Origin of the sequence: Roseovarius azorensis (genome assembly GCF_900109455.1) — a bacterium.
Classification (GTDB): Bacteria; Pseudomonadota; Alphaproteobacteria; order Rhodobacterales; family Rhodobacteraceae; genus Roseovarius; species Roseovarius azorensis.
In genome coordinates this window covers 272,631-287,803 of record NZ_FOAG01000002.1, presented here as the reverse complement: position 1 = coordinate 287,803, position 15,173 = coordinate 272,631, and the positions used below count along the sequence as shown (strand labels likewise).

Genomic DNA, 15,173 nt, shown 5'->3' with positions numbered 1-15,173 from the left:
CTGGCCTGCCCGCAATGCCGTGCGAAAGGCGGGTTTTGCCCGCCAATCGCAGGCGCTATAGCTGGGCCATGGCACGCGCGCGCAAATCCTCATCCGCTCGGGGCAGGGCCCGAATCAACCCGCTGGCGTGGCTGGCGCGGTGGGGGTTGCGGCTGTCGGTCATATCGGTTCTGGTGGTTCTGGGGGTGATCGCCGCGCATCGCGAGATCGATCCGCCGCGCACCTTCTACATGGGGCAGGAGGCGCGGCGTCTGGGCGGAATCAGGCACGACTGGGTGCCGACCGAGCGGATTGCGCCGGTGATGGCGCGGTCGCTGGTGGCGGCGGAGGATGCCAATTTCTGCCAGCATTGGGGCTTTGACATGGCCGCCATTCGCACCGCGATTTCCGAAGGATCGGGGCGCGGGGCCTCGACCCTGAGTCAGCAGGTGGTCAAGAACGTCTATCTCTGGCATGGCCGCAATTGGGCGCGCAAGGCGCTGGAGGCGGTGATGACGCCGGTGGTCGAGACGTTCTGGCCCAAGCGGCGCATCATCGAGGTCTATCTGAACGTGGCCGAATTCGACGAGGGGGTTTTCGGTGTAGAAGCCGCGGCAAGGCACTATTTCGGTGTCAGCGCACGAGATCTGAGCGATGTGCAGGCCGCGCGACTGGCGGCGGTCCTGCCGGGACCCAAGGACCGCTCGGCCGCCAACCCCACTGCCGCGCTGCGCAAGCGGGCGGCCGGTATCCTCGACGGCGCGGCCACGATTCGCCGCGACGGGCGCGCCGCCTGTTTCGAGGATTGAAAACCGCCCGCAAAGGGGGCATTGAGGGACAATTCACTGACGAAGGTAAATTGCCCGATGGCCAGGCTCTATCATGTTCCACTGTCACCCTTTTGCCGCAAGGTGAGGCTGAGCCTTGCCGAAAAGCGGATCGAGTGCGAACTGGTCGAGGAACGCTACTGGGAGCAGGATCCCGATTTCATGCGCCGCAATCCGGCGGGCAAGGTGCCGGTGCTCAAGATCGACGGCAAGACCATGGCCGAGAGCGCCGCAATCTGCGAATACCTTGAGGAGAAATATCCGGAACCTTCCCTGATGCCGAAAGCCGCCGATGCGCGCTACGAGGTGCGTCGGCTGGTGGCGTGGTTCGACGACAAGTTTCATCACGAGGTGACCGGCAAGCTGCTCTATGAGCGGGTCAACAAGAAGGTAATGAAACAGGGATTTCCCGACAGCCGCAACGTCAAGGACGGGGCAAAGGCGATCAAGTATCACCTTGATTACATGGCCTGGCTGCTGGATCATCGCCGCTGGCTGGCGGGGGATGTGATGACGCTGGCGGATTTCGCCGCCGCCGCGCATCTGAGCGCGCTGGATTACATCAGCGATGTGGACTGGACCCGCAGCGAGGCGGTCAAGGACTGGTATGCCAAGATCAAGTCGCGCCCTGCCTTTCGCGGCATTCTGGCCGATCAGGTGCCGGGATTCCCGCCGCCTGCGCATTATGCCGATCTGGATTTCTGAGACAGGCGGCACCCCCCGGAGCATGGGGAGAGATGGAAAACGGGCTGAAACAGAGACTGGTTGAACAGGCGCGGGCAGAGGGATTCGATGCCTGCCGGCTGTGCCGTCCCTGGGACGTGGGGCATGTGCCGGAGCGGCTGGCGGCGTTCCTGGGGCACGGCTATCACGGGCAGATGGGATGGCTGGCGGAGCGCAGCCATTGGCGCGGCGCGCCGCAGGTTCTGTGGCCCGAGGCGCGCACGGTGATCGTGCTGGGCGAGAGCTATACGCCCGAGGACGATCCGCTGGCCGTGCTGGGGCAGAAGGATCGCGGCAATATCTCTGTCTATGCGCGGGGGCGGGATTATCACGACACGGTCAAGAAGCGGCTGAAGCGGCTGGCGCGGTGGCTGATCGCGGAAGGCGGCGGCGAGGTGAAGGTGTTTGTCGATACAGCCCCCGTGCCCGAAAAACCGCTGGGTCAGGCGGCGGGGCTGGGTTGGCAGGGCAAGCACACCAATCTGGTCAGTCGCGATCTGGGCAGCTGGTTCTTTATCGGGTCGGTGTTCACGACGCTGGAACTGGAGACTGATCCGGCGGAAAGCGATCATTGCGGGTCATGCCGGGCCTGTCTGGACATCTGCCCGACCGATGCCTTTCCGGCGCCCTATCGACTGGATGCGCGGCGCTGCATTTCCTATCTGACGATCGAGCATGACGGGCCGGTGGACGAGGCATTGCGCCCCCTGCTGGGCAACCGGATCTATGGCTGCGACGATTGCCTGGCGGTCTGTCCCTGGAACAAGTTTGCTGTCGCGGCGCGCGAGGTGAAATATCACGCACGCGAGGATCTGATCGCGCCGCGGCTGGCGGAACTGGCGGCGCTGGATGATGCGGCATTCCGGGCGCGGTTTTCGGGATCGCCCATCAAGCGGATCGGTCGGAACCGATTTCTGCGAAATGTGCTCTATGCGATCGGCAATTCGGGCGATATGTCGTTGCGGGAGGTGGCGCAGCGGCATTGCGGCGACCCGGACGCGACCGTGGCGGATGCGGCGCGCTGGGCGGTTGGCCGACTGGCCTGAGGCGGTCAGAGAGAAAGGCGGGCGCATGGCGTTGTTGTTGGGCGTGGATACGGGCGGCACCTATACGGATGCGGTGCTGATCCGCGACGAGCGCGACGTGGTGGCAAGCGCCAAGGCGCTGACCACGCGGCACGATCTGGCGCTGGGTATTGGCGAGGCCGTGGCCGCGGTTCTGGCGAAAAGCGGGGCGGATGTGGCGGACATCGGACTTGCCTCGCTGTCGACCACGCTGGCCACGAATGCGCTGGTCGAGGGACAGGGTGGGCGCGCCGGTCTGGTCTATATCGGGTTTGGCCGGGCGGATTTGCAGGCGAATGGCCTGGCCGAGGCGCTGGGTGGCGATCCGGCGATCGTGCTGGGTGGCGGGCACAATCATGCGGGCGGTGAAGCGGCGGCGCTGGATAAAGAGGCGCTTCTGGCCTGGCTGGCGGCGGATACCGGGGCCTCGGCCTATGCGGTGGCGGCGCAGTTCGCAACGCGCAATCCGGGGCATGAACTGGCGGCCGCAGAGATGATTCGCGCGGTGACGGGCAAGCCGGTGAGCCTGTCGCATCATCTGTCGGCAAAACTGAACGGGCCGAAACGGGCGCTGACGGCGCTGCTCAATGCGCGGCTGATCGGGATGATCGCGCGGCTGATCGACAAGGCCGAGGGCAAGCTGCGCGATCTGGGCATTGACGCGCCGCTGATGGTGGTGCGCGGTGACGGCGCGCTGATTTCGGCGGATCAGGCGCGGGAGCGGCCGATCGAGACGATCCTGAGCGGTCCGGCGGCAAGCATCGTCGGCGCGCGCTGGCTGACCGGGGCGGATCATGCGCTGGTGTCGGATATCGGCGGGACGACCACCGATGTCGCTGTGCTGCGCGCAGGCAAGCCCGCGATCGACCCCGAGGGCGCACGGGTCGGGCCGTGGCGCACCATGGTCGAGGCGGTGGCGATGCGCACCTTTGGTCTGGGTGGTGACAGCGAGGTGAATGTGCGCGACGAGGGTCTGGAGGGCGGTATCAGCCTGGGTCCGCGCCGGGTGGTGCCGGTGAGCCTGATGGCAGCCGAGGCCGGCGAGGTGGTGCATGCGGCGCTGGAGGCGGCGTTGCGCGCAAGCGCGCCGGGGGAACATGACGCGCGGTTCGTGCGCGCGGTGCCGGGGATCGAGGCCGGGGGGCTGGCGGAGCGCGAGGCGGCGCTGCTGGAGCGGATCGGCGCGGCGGTCTGTCCGGTGGGGCAGGTGCTGCGCACCCGCATGGATGGCGCGGCGCTGACCCGGCTGGTGCGGCGCGGATTGGTGCAGGTGGCGGGGGTGACGCCCTCGGATGCCGCGCATGTTCTGGGGCGGCTCGATGCCTGGGACACCGAGGCGGCGCGCATGGCGCTGGAACTGGTGGCGCGCAAGCGCACCGGATCGGGCAACCGGGTGGCCGAAGGACCCGAGGCGCTGGCGCAGATGATCGTGGACCGGCTGACCTATCAGACGAGTCTGGCCTTGTCAGAGACTGCTTTTGCCGAGGAAGAGGTGGATTTCGGCCTGCCGCCCGCGGCATTGGCGGCGCATGTCCTGATGCAGAAGGGGCTGGACCGGCATCACGGTCTGGTGCGGATCGAAAGCGGACTGGCGGTGCCGGTGATCGGGCTGGGGGCCTCGGCGGCGAGCTATTATCCGGCGGTGGGCGCAAGGCTGGGCGCGCGGATGATCCTGCCGGAACACGCGGGCGTGGCCAATGCGATCGGTGCGGTGGTCGGGCGGGTGACGATCCGGCGGGGCGGCACGGTGACATCGCCGTCAGAAGGCAGATACCGCGTGCATCTTGAGACCGGACCAGAGGATTATGCGGCGTCCGAGGTGGCGATGGCGGCGCTGGAGGATGTCCTGAGCGCCGAGGCTCGCAGAGAAGCCGAGGCAGCAGGGGCGGTTGATATTCATGTGACCGCGCGGCGCGAGGTCAGGGAGGCGCAGGCCGAGGCAAGGCGGGTGTTTCTGGAGGCGGAAATCGTGGTAGAGGCGAGTGGACGGCCACGGATCGCTGTATAAGGGATTTGGGGGCGCTGCCCCCGTCGCCGCAAGCGGCGACTCCCCCGAGGTATTTTCGGCCAGATGAAAGGGAGGGTGGCATGACGGCAGCGGATCGGTTTGACGCGGACATGGCGGGGTGGCTTGAGGGTCTGCGCGAGGAGGGACTTTACAAGTCCGAGCGGGTGATCGCCTCGATGCAGGCGGGCGAGGTCCGGCTGGCGGACGGGCGCGAGGTGGTGAACCTCTGCGCCAACAACTATCTCGGGCTGGCGGATAACGCGCAGGTCATCGCGGCGGCACATGCGGCGCTGGATCGCTACGGGTTCGGCATGGCGAGCGTGCGATTCATCTGCGGCACGCAGGAAGAGCACAAGGCGCTGGAGGCGCGGATCGCCGGGTTTCTGGGCAAGCAGGATGCAATCCTTTATGCCGCCGCCTTTGATGCGAACACGGGCCTGTTCGAGACGATCCTGGGGCCGGAGGATGCGATCATCTCTGACGCGCTGAACCATGCCAGCATCATCGACGGCGTGCGTCTGTGCAAGGCGCAGCGGTATCGCTATGCCAACCGGGACATGGCCGATCTGGAGCGGTGCCTGAAGGAGGCGGCGGGCGCGCGGCACCGGCTGATCGCCACCGACGGCGTGTTCTCGATGGATGGGTATTACGCACCGCTCGACGAGATCTGCGATCTGGCAGAGCGCTACGATGCGCTGGTGATGGTGGATGACTGTCACGCCACCGGGTTTGTCGGGCCGACCGGGCGCGGCACGCCCGAGCGGTTCGGGGTGATGGATCGGGTCGATATCCTGACCGGCACGCTGGGCAAGGCGCTGGGCGGTGCCTCGGGCGGGTATACGGCGGCGAGCGCGCGGGTGGTGGACTGGCTGCGGCAGCGGTCGCGGCCCTATCTCTTTTCGAACACGCTGGCGCCGGTGATCGCGGGGGCATCGCTCAGGGTGTTCGACATGCTGGAGGATGGGGCGGAGCGGCGGGCGCGGCTGTGGGAGAATGCGGATTATTTCCGCGAGGGGATGGGCGCGCTGGGGTTCGAGCTGTTGCCCGGAGAGCACGCGATCATCCCGGTGATGCTGCGCGATCCAAAACTGGCGCAGGAGATGGCGGCAAGGTTGAATGACCGGGGTGTCTATGTAACGGCGTTCAGTTTTCCGGTGGTGCCCAAGGGGCAGGACCGGATCCGCACGCAGATGAGTGCCGCGCTGAGCCGCGACATGCTGGACCGGGCAATCGGGGCGTTTGGCGCGGTGGGGCGCGAGTTGGGGGTGATCTGATGCAGAACGAGATGAAGGCGCTGGTGAAACTGCGACCCGAGCCGGGGCTGTGGATGGATTATGTGCCGGTGCCCGAGGTGGGGCCGGGCGATGTGCTGATCAAGGTGAAGAAATCCGCGATCTGCGGCACCGATGTGCATATCTGGAAATGGGACGAATTCAGCGCGAAAACCGTGCCGGTGCCGATGGTCGTGGGGCATGAATTCGTGGGCGAGATCGTCGATTGCGGGCCTGCGGCGGTGAAATACCGCATCGGGCAGCGGGTCAGCGGCGAGGGGCATATCGTCTGCGGCACCTGCCGCAACTGCCGCGCCGGGCGCGGGCACCTGTGCCGCAACACCAGGGGCGTCGGGGTCAACCGCCCCGGCAGCTTTGCCGAGTATCTGTGCATCCCCGAGAGCAACGTGGTGCCGATACCGGCGGATATTCCCGACGAGATCGCGGCGATTTTCGATCCCTTGGGCAATGCCGTGCATACCGCGCTGAGTTTCGATCTGGTGGGCGAGGATGTGCTGGTCACCGGCGCCGGGCCGATCGGGATCATGGGGGCGCTGGTGGCGCAGAAGGCGGGCGCGCGCAAGGTGGTGATCACCGATATCAACCCTTACCGTCTGGATCTGGCGCGCCGGATGGGCGTGCAGCATGTGGTCGATGTGGGCACCGAGCAGTTGCGCGATGTGATGGCCGCGATCGGGATGACCGAGGGGTTCGACGTGGGGCTTGAAATGTCCGGGGCCGCGCCCGCGATGCAGCAGATGATCGCACGGATGAACAATGGCGGGAAACTCGCGCTGCTGGGGATTGCGCCGACGGAATTTGCGGTGGACTGGAACGCGGTCATTTTCAAGATGCTGCATATCAAGGGCATCTATGGTCGCGAGATGTACGAGACCTGGTACAAGATGATCGCGTTGGTGCAATCGGGGCTGGATGTATCGGGCCTTGTCACCCACCGGATCGGGATCGACGATTTCGAGAAAGGGTTTGCCGCGATGATCTCGGGGGATTCGGGCAAGGTGGTGATGGACTGGTAAGGCTCGGCGCGCGTATTTGATTTTCTGCGACTCGTCCCATCTGATAGCATGGATGACGCAACAGGAGACATGCAGCGTGACCGCATATCGCAAAGACCCCGACAGAATAGCAGCACTCTCGCCCGAGGAATACCGGGTGACGCAGAAGAACGGCACCGAACGCCCCGGCACCGGCAAGTATCTGCACAATCACGAGCCGGGGATTTACGTGGACGTGGTGAGCGGCGAGCCGCTGTTTGCCAGTTCCGACAAGTATGAATCGGGTTGCGGCTGGCCGAGTTTCACGAAGCCGATCGAGCCCGCGCATGTGAAAGAAATCAACGATTTCACCATGGGCATGATCCGCACCGAGGTGCGCAGCCGCGATGGTGACAGCCATCTGGGCCATGTCTTTCCCGACGGGCCGCGCGACCGGGGTGGCCTGCGCTATTGCATCAACTCGGCAAGCCTGCGATTCATTCATCGCGACGACATGGAAGCACAGGGATACGGCGCGTATCTCGATCAGGTGGAGGACGTGAGATGACCGAACGGGCGGTATTGGCGGGGGGCTGTTTCTGGGGCATGCAGGATCTGATCCGCAAGCTGCCGGGCGTGATCTCGACCCGTGTGGGCTATACGGGTGGCGACGTGCCGAATGCGACCTATCGCAACCACGGCACCCATGCCGAAGGCATCGAGATCATGTTCGATCCGGCCAGGATCAGCTATCGGCGGTTGCTGGAATTCTTCTTTCAGATCCACGACCCGACCACGGTGAACCGGCAGGGCAATGATATCGGCATCAGCTATCGCTCGGCGATCTATTACGTCGATGAGGCACAAAAGGCCGAGGCGCTGCGCACCATCGCCGATGTCGAGGCAAGCGGATTGTGGCCCGGCAAGGTGGTGACCGAGGTCGAGCCGGCGGGCGATTTCTGGGAGGCGGAGCCGGAGCATCAGGACTATCTGAAACGGTTTCCGCAGGGCTATACCTGTCATTTCCCGAGGGCCGACTGGGTATTGCCGCGCAAGGAGGCAGAAACCGACGCCTGAGCCGGAACAGAGACTGAATTGACAGCCAGAGGGGCAAAGGACCCGATAGAATGCGCCCCCTGACCGGCATCGCGCTCAAGCTCATCTCGGTGATGCTGTTCATCACCATGTCCTCGCTGATCAAGGCGGTGGCGGATCATGTGCCGCCGGGGGAATCGGTATTCTTCCGGTCGTTCTTTGCGATTCCGGTGATCCTGGTCTGGCTGGCGCTGCGCGGCGATCTGCGCACCGGGCTGAGGGTGCGCTCGCCGATGAGCCATTTCTGGCGCGGTTTCGTGGGCACGGCGGCGATGGGGATGGGGTTTGCCGCGCTGGGGCTCTTGCCGCTGCCCGAGGTAACGGCGCTGAGCTATGCCGCGCCGCTATTGGTGGTGATCTTTGCGGCGATGTTCCTGAACGAGCAGGTCGGCGCATTCCGCATCGGCGCGGTGGCGCTGGGTCTGATCGGGGTGCTGATCGTGCTGGCCCCGCGCCTGACGGCGCTGAGCGGGGCTGTGGTCGAGACCATGCAGGCGGTGGGCGCGATGCTGGCGCTGACCGGCGCGATCTGCGCGGCGCTGGCGCAGATCTATGTGCGCAAACTGGTGCAGTCCGAGGAGACGAGCGCCATCGTGTTCTATTTCTCGGTCACCGCGACGCTGTTGTCGTTGCTGACCATCCCGTTTGGCTGGGTCATGCCCTCGGGGCCGGAATTCGGGCTGCTGGTTCTGGCCGGGCTGCTGGGCGGGCTGGGGCAGATTTTCCTGACCTCATCCTATCGCTTTGCCGATGCCAGCGTGGTGGCGCCGTTCGATTATGCCTCGATCCTGTTTGCGCTGGGTATCGGCTATTTCATCTTTGACGAGGTGCCGACCGGCGCGATGCTGTCGGGGGCGGCGCTGGTGATCGTGGCGGGCATCATCATCATCCTGCGCGAGCGGCAGCTGGGCATCCGGCGCAACAAGGCGCGTGCGGCACGGACGCCGGAATAGGGCGGGGTATTCGCGTGCTGTGGAGGGTGAGGGCGCTACGCGCCTTGTTGCGCGCGTGTGGCAAACTCAACCTTCGCAGCAATTCTGCCGCACCTCTCGTCACCCCCCGGTCAGCGTTGCAATCGCGTAGGGTGGCCAGAGCATCGCGCGCCGCAACCGGCCCAGGGGCCAGCGGCGGGGCGGCTTGCGCAGGATTTCGGGATAGGGATGGCGCGGCGTGCGGTCCATCGCCAGATCGGCGAGAAGGGCACCGGCATAGGTGCCCATCGACACGCCGTTGCCGTGGTAGGACAGCCCCGTAAAGGCCCCCGGCATGTCGGGGATCGGCCCGGCATAGGGCGTGAGATCCGGGGCCAGCGACAAGAGGCCATTCCAGCTGTGCGGCGTCTCGACATGCGCCCATGCCGGGAACATTGCCTCGAAATGCCGCCGGATGGTGCGGTGCATCCGGGCATCGAACCGGGGCGAGCTGAACAGCCCGCCGCGCATGCCAAAGAGCAGCCGGTTGTCGGGCATCAGCCGGAAATAATGCAGGAAAAAGCGGTGGTCATAGCACATCTGGCGGCTGGTCCAGCCCTGCGCGGCAAGCTCGTCATCGGTCAGCGGGCGGGTGACGATCACGTTGGATTGGGTCGGGATATACCGTGCGCGCATCCAGTCGGGCAGATCGTCCGAGGAATAGCCGTTGGTGGCGACGATCAGGCGGCGGGCGATGATCCGCGCCTGTGGCGTGGTGAGGTGGAACCACCCGTCCTGCCGGATCGCGATGACAGGCGAATTGGCATGGATGCACGCGCCCGCACGGGTGGCGGCCTGTGCAAGGCCAAGGGTGTATTTCAGCGGGTTGAGGGCGATGCCGATGGGCGTGGTGAGGGCGGCGTGGAACGGGCCACGCATGCCCATCCGGGCCAGTTCAGAGCCTGAAATCAGGGTTGGTGTCACGCCGTAGTCGGATTTGATGCGCGCGGCGCGGTCCGGGAAACCCTCGGCCGCCCTTGACGTATGCGCCAGCACGGTTTCGCCCTCGGAATGGGTATCGGCGCTGATCGCGTGATCCGCGATCAGGGATTTCACCGTGGTGACCGCCTCGATCTCGGCGCGGCGGTAGGCGCGGCGGGCGTCTTCGCCATGCATCCTGCGCAGCATCGCGTCAGAGGCGGCAGAGCCGCCCAGGCAGCAAAAGCCGCCATTGCGCCCGGAGGCGCCCCAACCGGGTGTCTCGGCCTCGAATACGCGCACATCCTGACCTGCCTCGGCCAGATGCAGCGCGGCGGACAACCCGGTATAGCCCGCGCCGATCACCGCCACGTCGCAGGTTATCTGCCCCTCGGCGGCAGGGTGGTCGGGCAGCGGCGCGGTATCGTTCCAGTAACACCGCGCGCGTGGGCCGTTCCCGTAGGTATGGGCCGGAAAGACCCGCCTCATGCGTGCACGGCGGCGCGTTCGTCGGCCTGCTGGCGCAGGCTGGCGCGTTTGGTGATCAGCGAGGCGGTGATCACGCCCACCGCCACGATGCCGATCATGATGGTGGAGAGCGCGTTGATCTCGGGACTGACACCCAGCCGGATCGACGACCAGATCTTGATCGGCAGCGTGGTGGCCGAGGGCCCGGCGGTAAAGCTGGCGATCACCAGATCGTCCAGCGAGAGCGTGAAGGCCAGAAGCCAGCCCGAGATCACCGCAGGCGCGATGATCGGCAGGGTGACGAGGCGGAAGGCGTCGAAATGCGAACAGCCCAGATCAAGCGCCGCCTCTTCCAGCGAGCGGTCGAAGGTGACCAGACGCGAGGACACGACGACCGAGACGAAGCACATCGAGAATGTCGTATGCGCGAGGATGATGGTGAAAATTCCCCGGTCCAGCCCGATGCCGATGAACAAGAGCAGCAGCGAAAGGCCGGTGATCACCTCTGGCATCACCAGCGGCGCGTAGATCATGCCGGAAAACAGCGTCCGCCCGTAGAACCGCCCGGCGCGCACCAGCACGAGGGCAGCCATGGTGCCAAGGATCGTGGCGATGGTCGACGAGGCCAGCGCCACCTTGAGCGTGACCCAGGCCGCATCGAGAAAGGCCTGGTTCTGCACAAGCGTGCCATACCATTTTGTCGAGAATCCGGCCCAGACCGTCACCAGTTTCGATTCGTTGAAACTGTAGACGATGAGGATGATCATCGGCAGGTAGAGGAATGCGAATCCCAGCGTCAGCGAGGTGGTGTTGAACCATGTGAGACGTCTCATTGGTCGGCCTCCCGGCTTTTCTGCTCGTTCATCTGAAAGAGCACGATGGGCACGATCAGGATCAGCAGCAGCACCACGGCGACCGCAGAGGCGACGGGCCAGTCGCGGTTGTTGAAGAATTCCTCCCAAAGCACCTTGCCGATCATCAGCGTCTGCGAACCGCCCAGAAGTGAGGGGATGACGAATTCGCCGATCACCGGGATGAACACCAGGAAACACCCCGCGATGATGCCGGTTTTCGACAACGGCACGGTGATGAGCCAGAATGCCTTGACCCGCGAACAGCCCAGATCCTCGGCCGCCTCAAGCAGCGATCCGTCCATCCGTTCCAGCGCCGAATAGATCGGCAGGACCATGAAGGGCAGGTAGGTATAGACGATGCCGATATAGACCGCCGTTGGCGTGTTGAGGATGGTCAATGGTGTGGAAATCACCCCGAGCCAGAGCAGAAGCTGATTGAGATAGCCCTCGGTCGAGAGGATCCCCATCCACGAATAGACCCGGATCAGGAACGAGGTCCAGAACGGCAGGATCACCAGCATCATCAGGGTCGGGCGCCAGTGATCGGGCGCATTGGCCATGCCGTAAGCGATGGGATAGCCCACGAAAAGCGTCATCAACGTGGCAAGAAAGGCGATCTGAAGCGAGGAAATGTAGGATTTCCAATAGAGATCGTCGGTGGCGAGAAAGCGGAAATTGTCAAAGTCCAGTGCGCTGAAGAATGCCCTGATCCCCTGCCAGCCCGCTGAAAGATCAAGCGTCGGCGTATAGGGTGGAATCGCAAGTGCGATGTCACTGAGGCTGATTTTCAGGACGATCAGGAACGGCACCAGAAACAGCGCCAGAAGCCAGGCGCAGGGCAGGGCGATCAGGGCAAAGCGGCGCATCACGTCACCCTTTCAGCAGCACGGCGGCGGTGTCGGTCCACGACAGCCAGACCGTGTCTTCCCAGCTGAAGTCGCGGCGCGAGAGGCGGCGGGTATTGGCCGCCTGCGCCTTGATCATCTGGCCGTTGGGCAATTGCACATGATAGGTCGAGAGATTGCCCAGATAGGCGATGTCGATGATCCTGCCCTGCACGGTATTGGTGCGATCGGCGGGCTTTTCCGCTGAAATAGAGACTTTCTCGGGGCGCAGCGCCAGATAGCAGGTCTGACCGTTGTCAAGTGCCGCGTCGGTCTCGGAATGGAGGGTGGGCTGGCCCTCGGCAAAGGCGATGTCATAGCCATTGCCGCGCTTGTGTGCCTTGCCGGGGATGATCGTCACCTCGCCGATGAAATCGGCCACATAGACCGAATTGGGCATCTCGTAGATATTGGCAGGGGTGTCGGCCTGAATGATGCGGCCGTGATCCATCACCGCGACGCGGCTTGCCACGGTCATCGCCTCTTCCTGATCGTGGGTGACGATAACGAATGTGGTGCCGGTCTTTTCCTGTATGTCCATCAGCTCGAATTGCGTGGCCTGCCGCAGCTTGGCGTCGAGCGCGCCCATCGGTTCGTCCAGCAAGAGCAGCTTTGGCGCCTTGGCCAGACTGCGGGCGAGCGCGACGCGCTGACGCTGGCCGCCGGAAATCTGGTGCGGCTTGCGCCTGGCGAACTGTTGCAGGCGCGTCAGTTTGAGCATCTCGTCGACACGGGCGGCGATCACGTCCTTTGGCTTGCCGTCGCGCTTGAGACCAAAGGCGATGTTTTCCCAGACCGACAGGTGCGGAAACAGCGCGTAGGACTGGAACATCATGTTGACCGCGCGCTTGTTGGGCGGGATCGGGGCCATGTCCTGACCGCCCAGAAGGATCGTGCCCTCGGTCGGTTTCTCGAACCCGGCGAGCATGCGCATCATCGTGGTCTTGCCACAGCCCGAAGGACCGAGAAGGGCAAAGAATTCGCGTTCGTAAATGTCGAAGGTCTGGTTGTCGATTGCGGTAAAATCACCGAAACGCTTGGTTACACCCTTGAATTGAATGAGCGGCTTTGCCTCTGGATCGTTCCAGGGTTCAAAAACAGTCTGTGCCATACCAGTTCCCGGCCATATCTGAAAAAGCCCGCGCAGGCGATGTCCTGCGCGGGCGGGCGTCCTGTGCGGTCAGGTGCCAGACTTGATCTTGGTCCAGAGCCGGGTCACCACCCGCTGCACCTGGGCGTCGTAGGGCGTGGTGGTGAACAGGTTGTCGATCGCCTCTGCCGAGGGGTAGATCGCCGGATCGCCGATCACGTCCTCGGCCAGGTATTCCTGAGAGGCGAGGTTCCCGTTGGCGTAATAGACATAGTTCGACGCGGCGGCCATGTTTTCGGCATCCATGATGAAATTCAGGAATGCATGCGCGCCGTCGGGATTGGGCGCATCGACCGGAATCGCCATCTGGTCGAACCACATCTGCGCGCCTTCCTTGGGCGCGTTATAGGCGATTTCGACGTCATTGCCGGCCTCTGCCGCGCGATCACGCGCCTGCAGGATATCGCCCGACCAGCCAACCGCGACGCAGATGTCGCCATTGGCCAGCGCGTTGATATATTCCGAACTGTGGAATTTCTGGATATAGGGACGCACGGCCATCAACACCTCTTCGGTCCTGCCAATCACGTCCGGGTCGTGGCTGTTGGGATCCTCGTTGATGTATTTCAACGCCATCGGGATCATCTCGGCGGGCGCATCCAGGAAATGCACGCCACATTCGGCCAGCTTCGCCATGTTGGACGGGTTGAGCACCAGCTCCAGACTGTCGATCGGCGCATCCTCGCCAAGGATCTCGGTGACCTTGCCCACATTCACGCCGATGCCGGTGGTGCCCCACATGTAGTTGATCGAATAGGCGTTGTCCGGGTCGTACTGCGCGGTCCGGCTGCTGACCACGTCCCACATGTTCTCGTGATTGGGCAGCTTGGACATGTCGAGTTTCTGAAATGCCCCCGCCTGAATCTGACGTTGCAGGAAGGTGCCCGACGGCACAACCACGTCATAGCCAGAGCCGCCCGCCAGCATCTTGGTTTCCAGAACCTCGTTGCTGTCAAAGACGTCATAGACCAGCTTTAGCCCGGTTTCCTCTTCGAATTTGGTCAGCAGGTCCTCATCAATGTAATCGGACCAGTTGTAGACCCGCACCTCCTGCGCCTGCGCGGCAAATGCGCCGAGCGCCAGTGCGGCGGTGGTGGTCAGTATAAGATTTCGCATAATGATCTCCCGTTGGTCTGCTGTGGTCTGTTGTTTCTCGCCCCGTGCGGAATTTGATCAAAAAAATCCGCACAACGCAATATGGTAATGTTTTCATGCAGGCGCTAAACTCGCAAGACCAGACATTGAGAGCTACGGTTGAGGCGCCCCGCAGATGAACAAGGCCGCACAGAAATTGAGCACCCCAGGGGTGGATGCCGCCGGGTTGCCGGCGCATGAGGTGATCTATCGCCAGCTGCGGGATCAGGTGCTGTTCGGCGATCTGGCGCCGGGGCAGGCGGTGACCATCCAGGGCCTGTCAGAGCGGCTGGGTGCGGGCATGACCCCGGTGCGCGAGGCGATCCGGCGGCTGATCGCCGAGGGGGCGCTGGAATTCCAGGGCAACAGACGGGTTAGCGTGCCGCTGTTGACGGCGGATAACATAAGCGAATTAATATATGCACGCCAATGGCTTGACCCATACCTGACGCTGCGCGCGACAGAGCGTGCGAGCCTTGGGGATCTAGACTGCCTGGCGGCGCTGGATGACGATCTGGACCGGGCGATCACGCGCGGCGATCTGCGGGCCTATCTGGAACTCAACTATCGCTTTCACAAACGCCTCTACGAGATCGCCGATGCGCCGATTCTGGCGGATCTCGCCGATGGGCTGTGGTTGCGGTTCGGGCCATCGCTCCGGGTGGTCTGCGGACGGATGGGCACGCAGAGCCTGCCGGACAAGCACAAGGCGATGCTGGAGGCGATGCACGCCCGTGATGCAGAAGCCGCCGCGCGCGCCATTCGGGAGGATGTGATCCAGGGAATGGAGCAGGTGCGTCACTCTCTGGAACAATCGCGCGTCTTGCGCTGA

The 15,173-nt window shown here is 64.0% G+C and carries 15 protein-coding genes; 10 read left to right on the top strand and 5 right to left on the bottom strand.

Going from position 1 to position 15,173, the window contains the following annotated elements; all coding sequences use genetic code 11:
* Positions 1-68: 68 nt before the first annotated feature.
* The 9 genes from mtgA to BSG08_RS04660 all read left to right on the top strand — a co-directional run bounded on the left by mtgA (position 69) and on the right by BSG08_RS04660 (position 8,915).
* Positions 69-788, top strand: a complete 720-nt coding sequence (mtgA, locus tag BSG08_RS04700; RefSeq protein WP_093033322.1) for a monofunctional biosynthetic peptidoglycan transglycosylase — start codon at positions 69-71, stop codon at positions 786-788.
* Between the two features lie 57 nt (positions 789-845).
* Positions 846-1,511 carry an FtsZ-binding protein FzlA gene (gene fzlA / locus BSG08_RS04695; RefSeq protein WP_093032816.1) on the top strand — a complete coding sequence of 222 codons (666 nt, stop codon included), beginning with the start codon at positions 846-848 and terminating at the stop codon, positions 1,509-1,511.
* A 32-nt stretch (positions 1,512-1,543) separates the two neighbouring features.
* Positions 1,544-2,575, top strand: coding sequence for a tRNA epoxyqueuosine(34) reductase QueG (gene queG, locus BSG08_RS04690; protein WP_093032812.1), 1,032 nt, complete (start codon positions 1,544-1,546; stop codon positions 2,573-2,575).
* Positions 2,576-2,600: 25 nt separating this feature from the next.
* Positions 2,601-4,601 carry a hydantoinase/oxoprolinase N-terminal domain-containing protein gene (locus BSG08_RS04685; RefSeq protein ID WP_093033319.1) on the top strand — a complete coding sequence of 667 codons (2,001 nt, stop codon included), beginning with the start codon at positions 2,601-2,603 and terminating at the stop codon, positions 4,599-4,601.
* Between the two features lie 80 nt (positions 4,602-4,681).
* Positions 4,682-5,875, top strand: coding sequence for a glycine C-acetyltransferase (locus BSG08_RS04680; RefSeq protein WP_093032809.1), 1,194 nt, complete (start codon positions 4,682-4,684; stop codon positions 5,873-5,875).
* Positions 5,876-5,886: 11 nt separating this feature from the next.
* Positions 5,887-6,909 (top strand): L-threonine 3-dehydrogenase, encoded by a 1,023-nt coding sequence (tdh, locus tag BSG08_RS04675; RefSeq protein WP_217649877.1) that lies wholly within the window; start codon positions 5,887-5,889, stop codon positions 6,907-6,909.
* Between the two features lie 52 nt (positions 6,910-6,961).
* Positions 6,962-7,435 (top strand): peptide-methionine (R)-S-oxide reductase MsrB, encoded by a 474-nt coding sequence (msrB, locus tag BSG08_RS04670; protein ID WP_093032803.1) that lies wholly within the window; start codon positions 6,962-6,964, stop codon positions 7,433-7,435.
* The gene (gene msrA, locus BSG08_RS04665) at positions 7,432-7,944 is read left to right on the top strand and encodes a peptide-methionine (S)-S-oxide reductase MsrA (protein ID WP_093032800.1); all 513 of its coding nucleotides are present in this window, start codon (positions 7,432-7,434) and stop codon (positions 7,942-7,944) included. Before msrB ends, msrA begins: the two co-directional genes overlap by 4 nt.
* Positions 7,945-7,994: 50 nt before the next feature.
* Entirely contained in the window at positions 7,995-8,915 is a 921-nt protein-coding gene (locus BSG08_RS04660; RefSeq protein ID WP_093032797.1) for a DMT family transporter, read from the top strand.
* Between the two features lie 99 nt (positions 8,916-9,014).
* On the opposite strand, the gene BSG08_RS04655 is transcribed toward BSG08_RS04660, so the two are convergent.
* From BSG08_RS04655 to BSG08_RS04635, 5 genes are all read right to left on the bottom strand, one after another.
* Positions 9,015-10,340 carry an NAD(P)/FAD-dependent oxidoreductase gene (locus BSG08_RS04655; RefSeq protein WP_093032795.1) on the bottom strand — a complete coding sequence of 442 codons (1,326 nt, stop codon included), beginning with the start codon at positions 10,338-10,340 and terminating at the stop codon, positions 9,015-9,017.
* Positions 10,337-11,152 (bottom strand): ABC transporter permease, encoded by an 816-nt coding sequence (locus BSG08_RS04650; protein ID WP_093032792.1) that lies wholly within the window; start codon positions 11,150-11,152, stop codon positions 10,337-10,339. The genes BSG08_RS04655 and BSG08_RS04650 overlap by 4 nt, the downstream gene beginning before the upstream one ends.
* A complete protein-coding gene (locus BSG08_RS04645; protein ID WP_093032789.1) occupies positions 11,149-12,039 on the bottom strand; it encodes an ABC transporter permease subunit in 891 nt (296 codons plus the stop codon). Before BSG08_RS04645 ends, BSG08_RS04650 begins: the two co-directional genes overlap by 4 nt.
* A gap of 4 nt (positions 12,040-12,043) precedes the next feature.
* Positions 12,044-13,168 carry an ABC transporter ATP-binding protein gene (locus tag BSG08_RS04640; RefSeq protein ID WP_093032786.1) on the bottom strand — a complete coding sequence of 375 codons (1,125 nt, stop codon included), beginning with the start codon at positions 13,166-13,168 and terminating at the stop codon, positions 12,044-12,046.
* Positions 13,169-13,237: 69 nt separating this feature from the next.
* On the bottom strand, positions 13,238-14,323 hold the full coding sequence (locus tag BSG08_RS04635; protein WP_175544688.1) for a polyamine ABC transporter substrate-binding protein: 1,086 nt from the start codon (positions 14,321-14,323) through the stop codon (positions 13,238-13,240).
* 154 nt (positions 14,324-14,477) lie between these two features.
* Between BSG08_RS04635 and BSG08_RS04630 the strand changes: the two genes are divergently transcribed.
* Positions 14,478-15,173, top strand: a complete 696-nt coding sequence (locus tag BSG08_RS04630) for a GntR family transcriptional regulator (protein ID WP_093032780.1) — start codon at positions 14,478-14,480, stop codon at positions 15,171-15,173.

Excerpts from the sequence above, each read along its gene's own strand:
- mtgA (WP_093033322.1), top strand. The coding sequence starts at position 69 with ATGGCACGCGCGCGCAAATCCTCATCCGCTCGGGGCAGGGCCCGAATC.
- fzlA (WP_093032816.1), top strand. The coding sequence starts at position 846 with ATGGCCAGGCTCTATCATGTTCCACTGTCACCCTTTTGCCGCAAGGTG.
- queG (WP_093032812.1), top strand. The coding sequence starts at position 1,544 with ATGGAAAACGGGCTGAAACAGAGACTGGTTGAACAGGCGCGGGCAGAG.
- BSG08_RS04685 (WP_093033319.1), top strand. The coding sequence starts at position 2,601 with ATGGCGTTGTTGTTGGGCGTGGATACGGGCGGCACCTATACGGATGCG.
- BSG08_RS04680 (WP_093032809.1), top strand. The coding sequence starts at position 4,682 with ATGACGGCAGCGGATCGGTTTGACGCGGACATGGCGGGGTGGCTTGAG.
- tdh (WP_217649877.1), top strand. The coding sequence starts at position 5,887 with ATGAAGGCGCTGGTGAAACTGCGACCCGAGCCGGGGCTGTGGATGGAT.
- msrB (WP_093032803.1), top strand. The coding sequence starts at position 6,962 with ATGACGCAACAGGAGACATGCAGCGTGACCGCATATCGCAAAGACCCC.
- msrA (WP_093032800.1), top strand. The coding sequence starts at position 7,432 with ATGACCGAACGGGCGGTATTGGCGGGGGGCTGTTTCTGGGGCATGCAG.
- BSG08_RS04660 (WP_093032797.1), top strand. The coding sequence starts at position 7,995 with ATGCGCCCCCTGACCGGCATCGCGCTCAAGCTCATCTCGGTGATGCTG.
- BSG08_RS04655 (WP_093032795.1), bottom strand. The coding sequence starts at position 10,340 with ATGAGGCGGGTCTTTCCGGCCCATACCTACGGGAACGGCCCACGCGCG.
- BSG08_RS04650 (WP_093032792.1), bottom strand. The coding sequence starts at position 11,152 with ATGAGACGTCTCACATGGTTCAACACCACCTCGCTGACGCTGGGATTC.
- BSG08_RS04645 (WP_093032789.1), bottom strand. The coding sequence starts at position 12,039 with ATGCGCCGCTTTGCCCTGATCGCCCTGCCCTGCGCCTGGCTTCTGGCG.
- BSG08_RS04640 (WP_093032786.1), bottom strand. The coding sequence starts at position 13,168 with ATGGCACAGACTGTTTTTGAACCCTGGAACGATCCAGAGGCAAAGCCG.
- BSG08_RS04635 (WP_175544688.1), bottom strand. The coding sequence starts at position 14,323 with ATGCGAAATCTTATACTGACCACCACCGCCGCACTGGCGCTCGGCGCA.
- BSG08_RS04630 (WP_093032780.1), top strand. The coding sequence starts at position 14,478 with ATGAACAAGGCCGCACAGAAATTGAGCACCCCAGGGGTGGATGCCGCC.